General features: G+C 73.9%; 16 protein-coding genes. 10 read left to right on the top strand and 6 right to left on the bottom strand.

The features are described 5' to 3' along the window. Positions 1-88 precede the first annotated feature (88 nt). Positions 89-1,258 (top strand): elongation factor Tu, encoded by a 1,170-nt coding sequence (tuf, locus tag ACZ6C6_RS29680; protein ID WP_469207112.1) that lies wholly within the window; start codon positions 89-91, stop codon positions 1,256-1,258. A gap of 78 nt (positions 1,259-1,336) precedes the next feature. Then, positions 1,337-2,182 carry a spermidine synthase gene (locus tag ACZ6C6_RS29675; protein WP_469207110.1) on the top strand — a complete coding sequence of 282 codons (846 nt, stop codon included), beginning with the start codon at positions 1,337-1,339 and terminating at the stop codon, positions 2,180-2,182. Here ACZ6C6_RS29675 and ACZ6C6_RS29670 read toward each other — a convergent pair. Both ACZ6C6_RS29670 and ACZ6C6_RS29665 read right to left on the bottom strand, forming a co-directional pair. Further along, a complete protein-coding gene (locus ACZ6C6_RS29670; protein ID WP_469207109.1) occupies positions 2,144-3,457 on the bottom strand; it encodes an MFS transporter in 1,314 nt (437 codons plus the stop codon). The genes ACZ6C6_RS29675 and ACZ6C6_RS29670 overlap by 39 nt on opposite strands. A 54-nt stretch (positions 3,458-3,511) precedes the next feature. Beyond that, a complete protein-coding gene (locus ACZ6C6_RS29665; RefSeq protein WP_469207108.1) occupies positions 3,512-4,600 on the bottom strand; it encodes a DUF8017 domain-containing protein in 1,089 nt (362 codons plus the stop codon). A gap of 156 nt (positions 4,601-4,756) precedes the next feature. Between ACZ6C6_RS29665 and ACZ6C6_RS29660 the strand changes: the two genes are divergently transcribed. Together ACZ6C6_RS29660 and ACZ6C6_RS29655 are read left to right on the top strand one after the other, a co-directional pair. Further along, a complete protein-coding gene (locus ACZ6C6_RS29660) occupies positions 4,757-5,194 on the top strand; it encodes a DUF4442 domain-containing protein (protein ID WP_469207257.1) in 438 nt (145 codons plus the stop codon). Positions 5,195-5,339: 145 nt separating this feature from the next. Then, positions 5,340-6,002 (top strand): DedA family protein, encoded by a 663-nt coding sequence (locus ACZ6C6_RS29655; RefSeq protein WP_469207107.1) that lies wholly within the window; start codon positions 5,340-5,342, stop codon positions 6,000-6,002. A 24-nt stretch (positions 6,003-6,026) separates the two neighbouring features. On the opposite strand, the gene ACZ6C6_RS29650 is transcribed toward ACZ6C6_RS29655, so the two are convergent. Further along, a complete protein-coding gene (locus ACZ6C6_RS29650) occupies positions 6,027-6,557 on the bottom strand; it encodes a gamma carbonic anhydrase family protein (RefSeq protein WP_469207106.1) in 531 nt (176 codons plus the stop codon). 138 nt (positions 6,558-6,695) lie between these two features. Between ACZ6C6_RS29650 and ACZ6C6_RS29645 the strand changes: the two genes are divergently transcribed. Next, complete coding sequence (locus ACZ6C6_RS29645) at positions 6,696-7,433, top strand: acyltransferase (RefSeq protein WP_469207104.1); 738 nt, start codon at positions 6,696-6,698, stop codon at positions 7,431-7,433. Positions 7,434-7,448: 15 nt separating this feature from the next. Here ACZ6C6_RS29645 and ACZ6C6_RS29640 read toward each other — a convergent pair whose 3' ends face one another. Next, positions 7,449-8,315 carry an EamA family transporter gene (locus ACZ6C6_RS29640; RefSeq protein WP_469207102.1) on the bottom strand — a complete coding sequence of 289 codons (867 nt, stop codon included), beginning with the start codon at positions 8,313-8,315 and terminating at the stop codon, positions 7,449-7,451. 92 nt (positions 8,316-8,407) lie between these two features. Here ACZ6C6_RS29640 and ACZ6C6_RS29635 point away from each other — a divergent pair, with 92 nt between their 5' ends. After that, on the top strand, positions 8,408-8,980 hold the full coding sequence (locus tag ACZ6C6_RS29635; protein WP_469207101.1) for a helix-turn-helix domain-containing protein: 573 nt from the start codon (positions 8,408-8,410) through the stop codon (positions 8,978-8,980). Positions 8,981-9,023: 43 nt separating this feature from the next. Continuing rightward, positions 9,024-9,596: a YbaK/EbsC family protein gene (locus ACZ6C6_RS29630; RefSeq protein WP_469207099.1), complete on the top strand. Its 573-nt coding sequence runs from the start codon at positions 9,024-9,026 to the stop codon at positions 9,594-9,596. A gap of 17 nt (positions 9,597-9,613) precedes the next feature. Here the strand turns inward: ACZ6C6_RS29630 and ACZ6C6_RS29625 are convergent, their stop codons facing one another. Beyond that, entirely contained in the window at positions 9,614-10,024 is a 411-nt protein-coding gene (locus ACZ6C6_RS29625; RefSeq protein ID WP_469207097.1) for a CoA-binding protein, read from the bottom strand. Positions 10,025-10,083: 59 nt separating this feature from the next. Here ACZ6C6_RS29625 and ACZ6C6_RS29620 point away from each other — a divergent pair, with 59 nt between their 5' ends. From ACZ6C6_RS29620 to ACZ6C6_RS29610, 3 genes are all read left to right on the top strand, one after another. Beyond that, the gene (locus ACZ6C6_RS29620) at positions 10,084-10,710 is read left to right on the top strand and encodes a YigZ family protein (RefSeq protein WP_469207095.1); all 627 of its coding nucleotides are present in this window, start codon (positions 10,084-10,086) and stop codon (positions 10,708-10,710) included. A gap of 121 nt (positions 10,711-10,831) precedes the next feature. Further along, positions 10,832-11,998 (top strand): exonuclease SbcCD subunit D, encoded by a 1,167-nt coding sequence (locus ACZ6C6_RS29615; protein ID WP_469207093.1) that lies wholly within the window; start codon positions 10,832-10,834, stop codon positions 11,996-11,998. After that, positions 11,995-15,111, top strand: a complete 3,117-nt coding sequence (locus tag ACZ6C6_RS29610) for an AAA family ATPase (protein ID WP_469207091.1) — start codon at positions 11,995-11,997, stop codon at positions 15,109-15,111. Before ACZ6C6_RS29615 ends, ACZ6C6_RS29610 begins: the two co-directional genes overlap by 4 nt. On the opposite strand, the gene ACZ6C6_RS29605 is transcribed toward ACZ6C6_RS29610, so the two are convergent. Further along, complete coding sequence (locus ACZ6C6_RS29605; protein WP_469207089.1) at positions 15,101-15,547, bottom strand: Lrp/AsnC family transcriptional regulator; 447 nt, start codon at positions 15,545-15,547, stop codon at positions 15,101-15,103. The genes ACZ6C6_RS29610 and ACZ6C6_RS29605 overlap by 11 nt on opposite strands. Positions 15,548-15,612 lie beyond the last annotated feature (65 nt).

Here is a 15,612-nt window from a genome sequence, read left to right as displayed (position 1 = left end):
CCCCCGGCCGTCCGGCGGACCCCGCGAGGGGAGGGTCGGCCGGCCCCGGGGTCCTCATGTCACGCTTCGCATCCCAAGGAATGAACTCATGCCCAAGACGGCATACGTGCGCACCAAGCCGCACCTCAACATCGGCACCATGGGCCACGTCGACCACGGCAAGACGACCCTGACCGCCGCCATCACCAAGGTGCTCAGCGACCGCGGCACCGGTACCTTCGTCCCCTTCGACCGCATCGACCGCGCGCCCGAGGAGGCGCAGCGCGGCATCACCATCAACATCGCGCACGTCGAGTACGAGACCGGCACCCGGCACTACGCGCACATCGACATGCCCGGTCACGCCGACTACATCAAGAACATGGTCACCGGGGCCGCCCAGCTCGACGGGGCGATCCTCGTCGTCTCCGCGGTCGACGGGATCATGCCCCAGACCGCCGAGCACGTCCTGCTCGCCCGCCAGGTGGGCGTCGACCACATCGTGGTGGCGCTCAACAAGGCGGACATGGGCGACCCCGAGCTGACGGACCTGGTCGAGCTGGAGGTGCGCGAGCTGCTGTCCGCGCACGGCTACGGAGGCGACACGGTGCCCGTCGTACGGGTGTCGGGGCTGCGGGCGCTGGAGGGCGACCCGCGCTGGACGGGGGCCGTCGAGGCGCTGCTCGACGCCGTCGACACCTATGTGCCGATGCCCGTGCGCTACACCGACGCGCCGTTCCTGCTGCCGGTGGAGAACGTCCTGACCATCACCGGCCGGGGCACGGTCGTCACCGGCGCCGTGGAGCGCGGCACGGTCCGCGTCGGCGACCGGGTGTCGGTGCTCGGCCCGGACATCGAGACGGTCGTCACCGGCCTGGAGACCTTCGGCAAGCCGATGGAGTCCGCCGAGGCCGGCGACAACGTCGCGCTGCTCCTGCGCGGCGTCGAGCGCGACCGCGTGCGCCGCGGTCACGTCGTCGCGGCGCCCGGCAGCGTCATCCCTAGCCGGCGCTTCACCGCGCGGGTGTACGTCCTGTCGGGGCGCGAGGGCGGCCGCACCACCCCGGTCACCACCGGCTACCGGCCGCAGTTCTACATCCGCACCGCCGACGTGGTCGGCGACGTGGACCTCGGCGAGGCGGCGGTCGCGCGCCCCGGCGACACGGTCACCATGACCGTCGAGCTGGGCCGGGACGTCCCGCTGGAGCCGGGCCTGGGCTTCGCGATCCGCGAGGGCGGCCGCACGGTCGGCGCCGGCACCGTCACGGAGCTGCTCTGAGCCGTACGGGCAGCGGGCCCGCCTCCCCCGGCCCCGGGGGAGGCGGGCCCGTCCGCCGGGAGCCTTCACAATGGGGGAGTGAACGAGTCGATACCCGTCATCCGGGACGTGGACCACGGCACCGCACGCCTCCTCCCGGACGTGGACCGGGAGCGGGCCTGGCTGCTCACGGTCGACGGCGCCCCGCAGTCCTACGTCGACCTCGACGCGCCCGAGCACCTGGAGTTCGAGTACGCCCGCCGGCTCGGCCACGTCGTGGACTGCGCGGCGGACCCCGGCGAGCCGCTGGACGTCCTGCACCTGGGCGGCGGCGGCCTCACCCTGCCCCGCTATGTCGCGGCCACCAGGCCCGGCTCCCGGCAGGAGGTGGCGGACGCGGACCGGGGCCTGCTCGGCCTCGTCGCGGAACATCTGCCGCTGCCCGCGGACTGCGGCATCGCCGTGCACGCGGCGGACGCCCGCGCCCGGCTGGAGGGCACCGCTCCCGGCTCGGTCGACCTGCTGATCGCGGACGTCTTCGGCGGCTCCCGGGTCCCCGCCCACCTCACCTCGGTCCCGTACGCCCGGGCGGCGGCGCGGGCGCTGCGGCCGGACGGCATCTACGCCGCGAACCTGGCCGACGGGCCGCCGTTCGGCTTCCTGCGCTCGCAGCTGGCCACCTTCGCGGCGGTCTTCGCCGAGCTGGCACTGATCGCGGAGCCGGGTGTGCTGCGCGGCCGCCGCTTCGGCAACGTGGTCCTGGTCGCCTCGCGCGTCCCGTTCGACGTACCTGCCCTGGCCCGCCGGTGCGCGGGGGACGCGTTCGCGGCGCGGGTGGAGCACGGCGCTGCGCTGGCCGCGTTCGTCAACGGGGCCCGGCCGGTCGGTGACGAGGACGCGGTGGCGTCACCCGAGCCGCCCGACGGCGCCTTCAGCGTCGGCTGAGACGGGCGGCACGAGCGGGGCGGCGGACACCTCGACCGTCTCGGTCCGCCGGGTCAGATTGCGTACGTCCGGAACCAGCAGCACCAGTCCCGTGACGAGCACGACCAGGCCCGCGCACCCCCACAGTGCCTGGGAGCGCCCGACCAGCGACTCGACCGGTCCGGCGAGAGCGGTGGCGACCGGCACCATGGCCACCGAGCCGAACCAGTCGTAGGCGGAGACGCGTGACAGCTTCTCCTCCGGGATCTCCTGGTGCATGGCCGTCATCCAGGAGACGCCGAACACCTCGATCGCCGTACCGCTGACGAACATCACCAGGCAGAGCCAGGTCGCCGACAGCGGCACCGCGAGCCCGGCCGACGGCAGGGCCAGCGGGAAGACGCAGAGCGTTCCGGCCAGCAGCAGCCGACGCGGCTTCCACCGCATCATCAGCAGCGCCCCGGCCAGGTTGCCGACGCCGAACGCGGCGAGCGCGAAGCCCCAGGGCCGGGCGCCGCCGAGTGAGTCGCGGGCGACCAGCGGACCGTAGACCGCCTCGGCGGCCCCGACGGCGGCGACCACGACGGAGAACTGGGCGACGATGGACCAGAGCCACGGGCGGCCGGTGAACTCCTGCCAGCCGTCCCGCAGGTCCGCGAGCAGCCCGCCCCCGGGTTCGCGGGCCGGGATGTGGCTGACGTCGAGGAAGGCGCGCAGGGCTCCGGCGACCGCGAAGGCCGCCGCGTCGACGGCGAGCACCCAGCCGGGGTCCATGGCCGCGATCATGGCGCCGCCGAGGGCGGCGCCGCCGATCGCGGCGCCCTGCGTGGACATCCGGAAGAGCGCGAAGGCGCGGCTCGCCTGCTCGCCGCTGACGCTCGACATCAGCATGCCCTCGGCGGCCGGGCTGAAGAACGCCTGCCCGGTGCCGCAGAGCGCGGTGAGCAGCATCATCTGCCACAGCTTCGGGTCGCCGGCCAGGACCAGCAGGGCGAAGAGACCCTGCGAGACGCAGTTGAGGCTGTTGGCCGCGACCATCACCCGGTGGCGCGGCACGCGGTCGGCTATCGCCCCGCCGATGAGCAGGAACAGCACCAGCGGCACCGTCCTGGCGGCGGCGACGAGACCGACGTCACCGCCGTCGCCGCCCGTCTGGAGAACCGCGAACGCCGCCGCGATCAGCGCGCCGTGGGTGCCCAGGGCGGTGATGATCGAGGCGGCGGTCAGCAGCCGGTAGTTGCGGCCCGCCGGGACGGGTCGGGTGGTGCGGGGGGCGGGGGCGGCTGCGTCGGTCACCCAGGGACTATCGCGGCCGCCGCCCGGTTGTGCAAATGAGTTCCCGGACCGGGGTCAGGAGTCGCCGTCGGGGTCGACCACCGGCACCAGACGCACGGTGCTGAGGATCTTCTCGATCGTCGCGTTCGGCAGCTCGTCGTCCACGCCCGCGGCGGCGTACAGCACCCACGAGGCGAACTCGTTCTTCTTGTTCTTGAACGTGAAGGCGTACGTCTTGCCGTCGCTGCTGCACTTGGAGCGCTTGGTGACGTTGGGCGCGGTCGCCGTGACCAGGCTCCCGGTCAGCCCCGACTTGGTGGTGTACTGCTTGGCCTTGCTGATCTTGATGGTCTTCTTCGGCATGTGCTGCGCGAACGCGGCCCAGGCCCAGGTGCCCGCCTCGTTACGGGCGTTCAGATCCGGGTCGGTGGCGCCCTGCGCACCCCGGGTGCCGGTGCCGGCCAGGCTGTACTTGTCCTTGGTGCCGTCCTTGTCGGCGTCGTCGGTGCACCACTCCTGCTTGAGGTCCGCCGGCGCGCTGAACCCGATGAGCGGCAGGCCGTCGTTCTTCTTCTCGTCCTCGAAGTAGGACTGCACGGTGGGCGGCGACACCTCCCAGTCGCCCGGCACGTCGAACTGGGTGCCCCACTTGGGGTTCGTCACGACCTTCCAGCCCGCGATCAGCGGCTTGGCGTCCTCGCCACCGCGCGGATTGTCCTCCGGCGCGGACGCGGAGCCGGACGGCTTGGCGGGCGCGGACGACTTCTTGTCGTCGGCGACGTTCTTGCCGTCCTTGTCGTCGTCCTTGTTCAGCACGATGACACCGGTGACCGCGGCGGCCACCACGACCGCGGTCGCGGCGACGATGGCGATGACCGTCGTCTTCTTCTTGTCGTTGCCCGGCTGCGGGTCGCCGGGAGGGCCGGGTACCGCGTACTGCGGAACCGTCGGCTGCTGGTACGGGTTGGGCTGTCCGTACCCGCCCTGCCCGCCCTGCTGCGGGTAGCCGTAACCGGGCTGCCCCGGCTGCCCGGGCTGGCCCTGCTGCTGATATCCCGGCTGCTGGTAGGGATTCGGCTGCTGGTACCCCGGCTGCTGGTACGGGTTCTGGTTCTGGTCCTGCGGGTTCTGCTCGCCCCCGGGCGGCTGCTGTCCTGGCCACATGGCGAGTAACGATAGAGGTGCCCTGCCCCGGGTGCTACGTCCGCCCCCGTGTGCGAACGGTGAAGGCGCGGCGGCGGCCCGGCCGGTGCGGGCCCGGAGAGGCATGGCCAAAGCGGCCTACCCGTGAGTAACATCCCGTTCATGAGCGCTGAACAGATGACCGCGGGCGAGATGCTCGCCGCGACGGTTCCCATGGTCCGGACCCTCAACCTCGAATTCCTGGAGTCCACCGCCGACCGCGCGGTGGTCCGCATGCCGGACCAGGCCGACTACCACAACCACATCGGCGGACCGCACGCCGGAGCGATGTTCACGCTGGCCGAGTCGGCGAGCGGCGCCATCGTCATCGCCGCCTTCGGCGACCAGCTCTCCCGGGCCGTGCCGCTCGCGGTCAGCGCGGAGATCGGCTACAAGAAGCTGGCCATGGGCGAGGTCACCGCGACCGCCGTCCTCGGCCGTCCCGCCGCCGAGGTCGTCGCCGAACTCGACGCGGGCGAACGCCCCGAATTCCCGGTGACCGTGGAGATCCGGCGCGGCGACGGCGCCGTCACCGGTGAGATGACCGTGGTCTGGACGCTGCGCCCGAACTCCTGATTCGTAGGCCGAGTACGCAGGAGAAGGGCTGCCCCCGCCGGCGGCCCTTCTCGCTGTCCGCCTCCGTGAAGCTGAGGGTAGGCTTCCCGCGGTGCGCCGATGAGTGTCCGGCGGGCGACAGGACATCACTACGGAGGAACCGGCGTTGCACATCCAGGAGTGGCTGGAGACCGTACCCGCGATCAGCGTCTACATCCTGGTGGGCGCCGTCATCGGGCTGGAGAGCCTGGGCATCCCGCTGCCCGGCGAGATCGTCCTGGTCAGCGCCGCGCTGCTGGCCGCGAGCCACGACGGCATCAACCCCTGGATCCTCGGCGCCTGCGCCACCGCCGGAGCCGTGATCGGGGACTCGATCGGTTACGCGATCGGCCGTAAGGGCGGGCGGCCGCTGCTGGCCTGGCTCGGCGGGAAGTTCCCCAAGCACTTCGGCGAGAGCCAGATCGGCCTGGCCGAGCGCTCCTTCCAGAAGTGGGGCATGTGGGCCGTGTTCTTCGGCCGCTTCGTCGCCCTGCTGCGCATCTTCGCCGGTCCGCTGGCCGGTGTGCTGCACATGCCGTACTGGAAGTTCCTCATCGCCAACGTGCTCGGCGGGATCGCCTGGGCGGGCGGCACCACGGCCGTCATCTACTCGGTGGGGGTCGTCGCCGAGGCCTGGCTCAAGCGGTTCTCCTACCTCGGCCTGGCCATCGCGGTCCTGATCGGCCTCGCCTCCATGCTGATCCTCAAGAACCGTGCCAAGAAGGCCGCCGCCGCGCACTCCGCCGCGACCGCCGAGCCGGAACCGGGCACCGTGCCGGTCGCGGACTGAGCCGACGGGCCCCGCGGCCCCCTCTCAGCCCTCGCAGGCTTCGCGGTGGGCCTTGGCCAGCTCCACGTAACCCACCGCGTTGAAGCGGACGCCTTCCAGCTCCTCCTCGGTCAGCTGCCGCTTCACCTTCGCCGGGACGCCCGCGACCAGCGAACCCGGCGGCACGCGCATTCCCTGCGGTACGAGGGCCTGCGCCGCGACCAGCGAGCCCGCGCCGATGTGCGCGCCGTTGAGGACGGTGGCCCCCATGCCGATGAGGACGTCGTCCTCGATGGTGCAGCCGTGCAGGACGGCGTTGTGGCCGACCGAGACCCGCTCGCCGACCGTCACCTCGAAGCCGGGATCGACGTGGACGCTGCAGTTGTCCTGGATGTTGGAGTCCGCGCCGATCACGATGGGCCCGCAGTCCGCGCGCAGCACCGCCTGGTACCAGAGGCTGGAGCCCGCCGCCATGGTGATGTCGCCGATCGCCACCGAGGTCGGGGCGGTGAACGCCTCCGCGTCGATGACCGGCTCCTTGCCGCCGATGCCCATGATCATCGCCTGCTCCGCCATCGCCCGTTCCTCCGTGCTCCGGTGCCGTGGTCGCCGCCGGTGAAACCGTATGCGACGCGACGGCGCGGCCCCCTGTTGGGGTGAAGATCACAGGCCGGTCCCGCCGCCCGCCCGGTGGGCGCGGCTTACGGTGAGCGCGTGCCGAAGAACCGGAATCCGCTCGCCCGCCTGACCGCCTGGCGGCGGCGCGCCCTGTCCGGCGCCGTCCACCGCTGCTGGCGCTGGGCGCGCGAGGCGGGCGCGGTCACCGCCGAGCACCCCGGAGGGCTTCGGTTCGCCCGGATCGGCGAGGGCACCCGGCTGGCCTTCCCGCAGGGCACGGTCTTCGGCGAGCCGTGGATCGAACTGGGCGACCACTGCATCATCGGCGAGCAGGTCACGCTGACCGCGGGACTCATGCCCGACCTGGACCTCGGCCCCGACCCGATCCTCACCCTGGGCGACGGTGTCGTGCTCGGCCGGGGCAGCCATGTCGTCGCCGACACCACGGTGACCATCGGCGCGGACACGTACTGCGGTCCGTACGTCTACATCACCTCGACCAACCACAGCTACGACGACCCGCACCAGCCGGTCGGCAAGCAGTGGCCCCGGATGCGGCCCGTGTCCATCGGCCCGGGCTGCTGGATCGGCACCGGTGCGGTGATCCTGCCCGGCGCCCGCCTCGGCCGGAACGTCGTCGTGGCCGCCGGGGCCGTGGTTCGGGGCGAGGTGCCCGACCGGGCGGTGGTGGCCGGAGCGCCCGCCCGTGTCGTACGCGGCTGGGACCCGGAGAAGGGCTGGCAGCCGCCCCTGCGGACGCCGGCCCCGGTCCCGATCCCCGAGGGCGTCACCCCGGAACAGCTCCTCGCCGTGGCGCGGCTCGAAGAGGGCTGACCGCCCCCGGACGCCCTACCCCGTCGCGAGCAGCACCGTGCCCACCAGGGCCAGCCCCGCGCCCGCCGCCTGCACGCCCCGCAGCCGCTCCTTCAGGAATCCGCGCGCGGCCAGGGCCGTCACCACCGGGTAGAGCGAGGCCAGCACGGCGGCGACGGTGACCGGGCCGTGCTGGGCGGCCGTGGCGTACGTGCCGTTGGCCGCGACGTCCGCGAGGCCGACGAACGCCAGCGCGGGCAGCGCCGCCCGGACCGCCGCGGCGCCCCCGTCCTCGGGCAGCGCCCGGCCGCCGCGCCGCACGGAGACGTACAGCGCCCCGCCGCCCACCGCCACGTTGGTGAGGCGCTGCACGAACAGGGCGAGGAACAGCCCGGTCACCGTGGTCGAGGCATGGGCGATCAGCGACATCACGCCCCCGAAGCCGAAGGCCGCCACCAGGGTCAGCAGGATCGCCCGCCGCTGCACCGGAGCCCCGCGCAGCTGCGGGCCGCCCGCCATCACGATGCCCACGACGGCCACCGCGACCCCGGCGCCCTGGAGGAGGTCCGGGCGCTCCCCGGCGATCAGCCCGATGCCCACCGGCACGGCGACGCCGAGCGAGCCGAGCGGGGAGACCACGCCCATCGGGCCGAGCGCGAGCGCCTGGTAGAAGCAGAGCATCGCCACCGGCCCGACGACGCCCGCCGCGACCGCGTACCAGAGCCGGGGCCCCGCCTCGCTCCAGCCGCCCGTGGCCGTCACGATCACGCCGAGCACCGCCGCCGCGATGATCTGCGAGACCACGACCACGGTCAGCGCGGGCGTACGCCGGGTCAGCAGGCCGCCCCCGAAGTCGGCCAGCCCCCACAGGAGGCTGGTGGCCAGGGCGAACAACGCGGTCATGAGGGCCTCGCAGTACAGTGCGATGAACGAGTGGGTACACCGCACCGTAGTACAGAGTGCTGGACCCTGTCATACAGAATATTGGACGGAATGTGACTGATCTCGATCAGCTGACCCAGTCCCTCGCGCGCAATCTCAAGCGCTGGCGCGGTGAACGCGGCTTCACCCTGGACCAGTTGGCCGCCCGCGCCGGGGTCAGCCGCGGCATGATCATCCAGATCGAGCAGGCCCGCACCAATCCCAGCGTCGGCACCACGGTCAAGCTGGCCGACGCCCTCGGCGTCAGCATCACCACGCTGCTCGACTACGAACAGGGCTCCCCGGTCCGCCTGGTCCCCGCCGACCAGGCCGTCCGCCTCTGGTCCACCGACGCGGGCAGCGCCACCACGCTCCTGGTCGGCACGGAGGCCCGCGGGCCCCTCGAACTCTGGTCCTGGCGGCTGATGCCCGGCGACGGCAGCCGCTCCGACCCGCACCCCGAAGGCACGGTCGAACTGCTCCACGTCACCGCCGGAACCCTCACGCTCGTCGTCGCCGACACCCCGTACGCCGTGGACGCCGGCACCTCCGCCACCTTCGAGGCGCACCACCCGCACGCCTACCGCAACGAGGGCACCGAGCCGGTCGAACTCACCATGGCCGTAAGCATTCCGCCCGTCAGATGAGACACCTCGCACCCGCGCGGACGACGCTGTTAGCGTGACGCGCATGCGCGCACCCCTCGGCTCCTTCGAGAACGCCGGCCCCGCCGTCGACCGTCAGAACCTCCTCACCGCCCCGGTGGCCGAGGCGGTGCGCACGGGCTGGGGCGGTGTCACCCCCGACCAGGTCCTGCACGTCGACACGGACCCGGAGATCGCCGACACGGCGGCCTTCGTCGCCCACCACGGGGCGGAGCTGCTGGAGCACTCGGCGAACTGCGTCGTCCTCTCGGGCAAGCGCGGCGCCGAGGTCACCCTCGCCGCCTGCCTCGTCCTGTCGCACTCCCGCGTCGATGTGAACGGGGTCGCCCGCAAACAGCTCGGCCTGCGCAAGGCGCGCTTCGCCTCGATGGACACCGCGGTCGGCGAGACCGGCATGGAGTACGGCGGCATCACGCCCGTGGGGCTCCCCGCCACCTGGCCGCTGCTGATCGACTCCGCCGTCGTGGACGAGGAGTGGGTGCTCATCGGCAGCGGCTCGCGCCGGGGCAAGCTGATCGTGACCGGCAAGGCGCTGGGCGCCCTGCCGGGCGCCGTGATCCTGGACGGACTCGGCGTCCGCGCCATGGACGTTTCCTAGGGCCTGTCAGACAGGCCCTAGCCCCCGAGCCTCGGGATCTCAATGGCGGGGCAGCGGTCCATGACCATGTCCAGGCCGGCCGCCCGGGTGCGTTCGTACGCCTGCTCGTCGACCACGCCGAGCTGGAACCAGACCGCCCGGGCGCCCTTGGCGACCGCCTCGTCGGCCACCTCGCCCGCAAGGTCGCTGTTGACGAAGACATCGACCACGTCCACCGGGAACGGGACGTCCGCCAGCGAGGCGTACCCCTCCTCGCCATGCACCCGCTCCGCCTTCGGATGCACCGGGACCACGCGCTTGCCGAACCGCTGAAGGACCTCGGCGACCCCGTAGGCCGCGCGCGAACGGTTGTTGGACAGCCCTACCACCGCCCAGGTGTCGCCGGTGTCTTCCAGGATCCTGCGGATCGTCTCCGTGTCTGCGTACATGCACCCGACAACCGGCGGCCCGCCCCGGCCATTCCCGCAGGTACGCATAGGGTGGCGGGATGCAGGAGGAGTACCGGACCGTCGCCCGCGCGGGCGTGCACGAGAGCGAGATCAACCGGTCCCGCTTCATCTGCGCGCTCGCCCCCGCGGCCACCGAGGAAGAGGCGCAGGAGTTCATCGCCCGCGTCCGCAGGGAGCACCCGACCGCCACGCACAACTGCTACGCGTACGTCATCGGCGCCGACGCCTCCGTGCAGAAGGCGAGCGACGACGGCGAGCCCGGCGGCACAGCGGGCGTCCCCATGCTCCAGATGCTCACCCGCCGCGAGGTCTGCTACGCCGTCGCCGTCGTCACCCGCTACTACGGCGGCGTGAAACTGGGCGCCGGCGGGCTGATCAGGGCGTACGGGGGAGTGGTCGGCGAAGCCCTCGACGCCCTCGGCACCCGCACCCGCCGCCGCTTCCGGCTCGCCACCGTCACCGTCGGGCACCAGCGGGCGGGCCGGCTGGAGAACGAACTCCGCGCCACCGGACGGACCGTGCGCGAGGTCCGGTACGCGGCCGACGTAGCCATCGAGATCGCGCTGCCGGACGCCGACGTCGAGGCGTTCCGCCGCTGGCTGGCCGACGCGACGGCGGGCGAGGCGCGCGTCGAGCTGGGCGGCGAGGCGTACGACGACGCGTGACGGCGGGGCGCGTCGCGGACCGGGCTTTCCCGGACGCGGCTCCGGGTCCCCGGCGGGATGGGAGACTGTGGGGCGTGAGGGCACAGGGGCGGAGGAAGCGCATGCGGACCGGAGCCGGGTCTTGAGGATTCTGCACACATCGGACTGGCACCTCGGCCGGTCCTTCCACCGCGTCCCCCTGCTCGACGCCCAGGCCGCCTACCTCGACCACCTGGTCGCCACCGTCGCCGAGCACGAGGCGGACGTCGTCGTGGTGGCCGGGGACGTGTACGACAGGGCGGTGCCCCCGCTCGGCGCCGTCGAGCTCTTCGACGACGCCCTGCACCGGCTCGCCGCCGCCGGGGTGCCCACGGTGATGATCTCCGGCAACCACGACTCCGCCCGCCGTCTCGGCGTCGGCGCCGGGCTCATCGACCGGGCCGGTATCCACCTGCGCACCGACCCCGCGCACTGCGCCACGCCCGTCGTCATCCCCGACGCGCACGGCGACGTGGCGTTCTACGGGCTGCCCTACCTGGAACCCGCCCTGGTCAAGGACGTCTTCAAGGCCGAGCGCGCCGGGCACGAGGCCGTACTGACCGCTGCCATGGACCGCGTCCGCGCCGACCTCGCCCGCCGCCCCGGCTCCACCCGGTCCGTCGTCCTCGCCCACGCCTTCGTCGCCGGTGGCGAGCCCAGCGACAGCGAGCGCGACATCACGGTCGGCGGCGTCGCCGCGGTCCCGGCCGGGGTCTTCGACGGCGTCGACTACGCGGCGCTCGGCCACCTCCACGGCTGCCAGGCCGTCACCGACCGGGTCCGTTACTCCGGCTCCCCGCTCGCCTACTCCTTCTCCGAGGCCACCCACCGCAAGACCATGTGGCTGATCGACCTGGACGCCTCCGGGGCCGTCACCGGCGAGCGGATCGACTGCCCGGTGCCCCGCCGCCTCGCCCGGCTGCGCGGCCGGCTGGAGGACCTGCTGGACGACCCCGCGCTCGACCGCCACGAGGACGCCTGGGTGGAGGCCACCCTCACCGACCCGGCCCGTCCCGCCGACCCGATGGCCCGGCTCACCGAGCGCTTCCCGCACACCCTGAGCCTCGTCTTCGAACCGGAGCGGGCACCCGACGACCCGGACCATTCGTACGCCCGCCGCCTGCGCGGCCGCGACGACCAGACCATCGCGGAGGACTTCGTGGCCCACGTGCGCGGCGGGTCGGGGACCGACGAGCAGGAACGGGCCGTGCTGCGGGGGGCCTTCGACCATGTACGGGTGGACGACGGCGTGCGCGAGGTGAACCGGTGAGGCTCCACACCCTCCGCGTCACCGCGTTCGGCCCCTTCGGCGGCACCCAGGAGATCGACTTCGACGCGCTCTCCGCCGCAGGGCTCTTCCTGCTCCACGGGCCGACCGGAGCCGGCAAGACCTCCGTCCTGGACGCCGTCTGCTACGCCCTTTACGGGGCGGTCCCCGGCGCCCGGCAGAGCCCCGGGACCTCGCTGCGCAGCGACCACGCCCCGGCGGACCTGCCGACCGAGGTCCTGCTCGACCTCACCGTCGGCGGGCGCCGACTGGAGATCACCCGGCGCCCGGCCCAGCCCCGCCCCAAGAAGCGGGGCGGCGGCCACACCACGGAGAAGGCGCAGAGCCTGCTGCGCGAGTACGACCCCGAGGACGGCTGGCGGGGGCTCAGCCGGTCGCACCAGGAGATCGGGGAGGAGATCACCCAGCTCGTCGGCATGAGCCGCGAGCAGTTCTGCCAGGTGGTCCTGCTGCCCCAGGGCGACTTCGCCCGCTTCCTGCGCGCCGACGCCGAGGCACGCGGCCGGCTCCTCGGCCGGCTCTTCGACACCCGGCGCTTCGCGGCCGTCGAGGAACGCCTCGCCGAACTGCGCCGGGTGGCCGAGGCCCAGGTCAAGGCCGGTGACGACCAGATCCTCGCCCTCGCCCAGCGCATCGCCCAGGCCGCCGGGCCCGCCGCCCACGAGTGCCCGCTGCCCGAGCTCCGGCCCGGCGACCCCGGCCTCGCGGACGCGGTCCTCGGCTGGGCCGCGAACGCCCGCGCCGGTGCCGGAGAACGCCTCGACATCGCCGCGTCGGTCCTGGCCACGGCGGAGCGCCGGCACGCCGCAGCCCGCATCGCCCTGGACGCCGAACGGGAGCTCGCCGCGCTCCAGCAGCGGTACGCCGAGACCCGGCACCGCGCCGACGCCGTGGAGGCCGGTCGCGCCGCCCACGAGGAGGCGCGGGACCGCCTCGCCCGCGCCCGCAAGGCGGACCTCGTCGCGCCGGCCCTCGATCTGCGCGAGGCGGCGGAGCGGGCTCACCAGCGGGCGCGCGAGGAGCGGGACCTCGCCCTGAGCCGGCTGCCCGAGACCCTGGCCGACGCGGGCGCCGGGCAACTGGCGGCCCTGGAGCACCGGCTCCGCGAGGACCTGGGCGGCCTCGAATCGGCCCGGCGCGCCGAGCAGCGGGCCGCCGGGATCGCCGAGGAGCGCGCCGCCCTGGACCGGCAGGCCCGGGCCGACGAGGAACTGGTCCGCGAAGCGGAGGACTGGCTCGCCGACTGGGAGACCACTCGGGAGGGCCTCCAGGCCCGCCTGGACGCGGCCCTCGAAGCCGCCACCCGCACCGAACTCCTGGCCCGACGCCTCGACCCGGCCCGCCGCCGCCTGGACGCGGCGCGCCGCCGCGACGCCCTGGCCGTCGAGGCGGAGGCCGCCGGACAGCAGCTCGCGGCCGCCCGCGAACAGGCGCTCGCCGCCCATGAACGCCGGCTCGACCTGCGTGAGCGCCGCCTGCGCGGCATCGCGGCCGAACTCGCCGCCCAGCTGGCCGACGGCGCCCCCTGCGCGGTCTGCGGCGCCACGGACCACCCGGCCCCCGCCCTCCCCGGCGACGGGCACGTGGACCGCGCGGCGGAGGAATCCGCCGAACGCGCCCACCGCGACGCGGAACGCGCCCGCGCCACGGCGGAACAGTCCCTGGCGCTGGTACGCGAGCGCCATGCGGCGGCCCGCGCGGAGGCGGCGGGCGCCGCCGGAGACGGAGGACCGGGGCCCGCCGGGCCTGCCGCCTCCACCGCAGATGCCGGAACGGACGACTCCGGGCGGACCGGGATCGCGGCGGCCGACAGCGAGCCCACGGTCGCCGCCCTCGGCGCACTCGTGGCCGGTCTCGCCGCCGAGCACGCCGAGGCGTACCGCCTGGCCGCCGGGGCGCACTCCGCCCGGGAAGCGCTCGCCGGGGCCGAGCGGGAGCAGCGGCGGCGGGCCGAGGAACTGCAGCGGGTCGGGCAGCGGGGCGCCGCGCGGACCTCACGGCGCGAGTCGCTGGACCGGGAGCAGACGGACATCGACGCGGTGCTGGACCGGGCGCGCGGGGGGCACCCGAGCGTCGCCGAGCACGCCGCGGTGCTTCAGCGGCGGGTCGCGCTGCTCGCCGGGGCCGGTGGCGCGGTGCGCGAGGAGGAGAGCGCGGCGGCACGGCTGAAGGAGGCCGACGACCGGGTGGCGGACGCCGCTTTCCGGGCCGGGTTCGACACGCCGGAGGCCGCCGCGGCGACCCTGCTGGACGACGCGGCGCAGCGTACGCTCCAGCACCGCCTCGACGCCTGGCAGACCGAGGCCGCGGCGGTCGCCGACCGGCTCGCCGAGACCGCCGCCCGGGACGCCGCGAACCGACCGCCCGCTGCCCCGGAAGCGGCCCGGGAGCGCTTCGACCGGGCCGAGCGCGCGCTGCGCGAGGCCGCGGCCGGTCTGGACGCGGCGCGGGAACGCCGTACCGAACTCGCCAGGCTCTCCCGCCGCGTGGCCGAGGAGGCGCGGGCCCTCGGGCCGGTGCGCGAGGAGTACGAGCGCGTCGCCCGGCTCGCCGGGCTCACCGCCGGCACCTCGGCGGACAACGCGCGCAAGATGCGGCTGGAGTCGTACGTGCTCGCGGCCCGGCTGGAACAGGTCGCGGCGGCGGCGAGTGCCCGGTTGCAGCGGATGTCCTCGGGCCGCTACCAGCTGGTCCACTCGGACGCCCGCACCGGCGGCCGCAGGGCGGGCCTCGGCCTGCACGTCATCGACGCCTGGACCGGGCGCGAGCGCGACACCGCCACGCTCTCCGGCGGCGAGACGTTCTTCGCCTCGCTCGCCCTGGCGCTCGGCCTCGCCGACGTCGTGACCGACGAGGCCGGAGGCGTACGGCTCGACACCCTGTTCATCGACGAGGGGTTCGGCAGCCTGGACGACCAGACGCTGGACGAAGTGCTCGACGTGCTCGACTCGCTGCGCGAACGGGACCGCAGCGTCGGCATCGTCAGCCACGTCGCGGACCTGCGGCGCCGCATCCCCGCCCAGCTGGAGGTGGTGAAGGAGCGGCACGGGTCGGCCGTGCGGCTCCGGTCCGGGACGGACGGGCTCAGCGACTGATGGGCCGCCCCGGCAGCGGCGAGGAGTAGACGACGCTGGTGGTGACGGAGCCGAGCGCGCCGATCTTCCCGGAGACGGTCTCCAGATGGCTCATCGAGCGGGCCGTCACCTTGAGCACGAAGCAGTCGTCGCCGGTGACGTGATGCGCCTCCACGACCTCCGGCGTGCTCTCCAACAGGTCGTGGAACGGCTTGTAGTTGCCGTTCGGATACCGCAGCCGTACGAAGGCGAGGATCGGCAGCCCGAGCCGTTCCGGATCGACCACTGCCGCGTAACCGCTGATGACCCCGGTCTCCTCAAGACGGCGGACCCGCTCGGTCACCGCGCTCGGCGACATGGCCACCGCCCGCGCCAGCTCCGCGAACGAGACGCGGCCCTCCCGTTGCAGAACGTCGAGAATGCGCCAGTCGGTGGCGTCCGGGGAATAGTCGCTCATACGGACAGGAAACCGTGGAATCCCCGGCGGATCAAGGCAGCTGCCGGGGATCCCGCCTTCCGAAG

Source organism: Streptomyces sp. NPDC041814 (assembly GCF_055590565.1).
This window is presented reverse-complemented; position numbering and strand designations above follow the sequence as displayed.

Bases quoted from the DNA above. Each gene is read 5' to 3' on its own strand.
- tuf (WP_469207112.1), top strand. From the start codon at position 89: ATGCCCAAGACGGCATACGTGCGCACCAAGCCGCACCTCAACATCGGC.
- ACZ6C6_RS29665 (WP_469207108.1), bottom strand. From the start codon at position 4,600: ATGTGGCCAGGACAGCAGCCGCCCGGGGGCGAGCAGAACCCGCAGGAC.
- ACZ6C6_RS29660 (WP_469207257.1), top strand. From the start codon at position 4,757: ATGACCGCGGGCGAGATGCTCGCCGCGACGGTTCCCATGGTCCGGACC.
- ACZ6C6_RS29650 (WP_469207106.1), bottom strand. From the start codon at position 6,557: ATGGCGGAGCAGGCGATGATCATGGGCATCGGCGGCAAGGAGCCGGTC.
- ACZ6C6_RS29640 (WP_469207102.1), bottom strand. From the start codon at position 8,315: ATGACCGCGTTGTTCGCCCTGGCCACCAGCCTCCTGTGGGGGCTGGCC.
- ACZ6C6_RS29630 (WP_469207099.1), top strand. From the start codon at position 9,024: ATGCGCGCACCCCTCGGCTCCTTCGAGAACGCCGGCCCCGCCGTCGAC.
- ACZ6C6_RS29625 (WP_469207097.1), bottom strand. From the start codon at position 10,024: ATGTACGCAGACACGGAGACGATCCGCAGGATCCTGGAAGACACCGGC.
- ACZ6C6_RS29620 (WP_469207095.1), top strand. From the start codon at position 10,084: ATGCAGGAGGAGTACCGGACCGTCGCCCGCGCGGGCGTGCACGAGAGC.
- ACZ6C6_RS29605 (WP_469207089.1), bottom strand. From the start codon at position 15,547: ATGAGCGACTATTCCCCGGACGCCACCGACTGGCGCATTCTCGACGTT.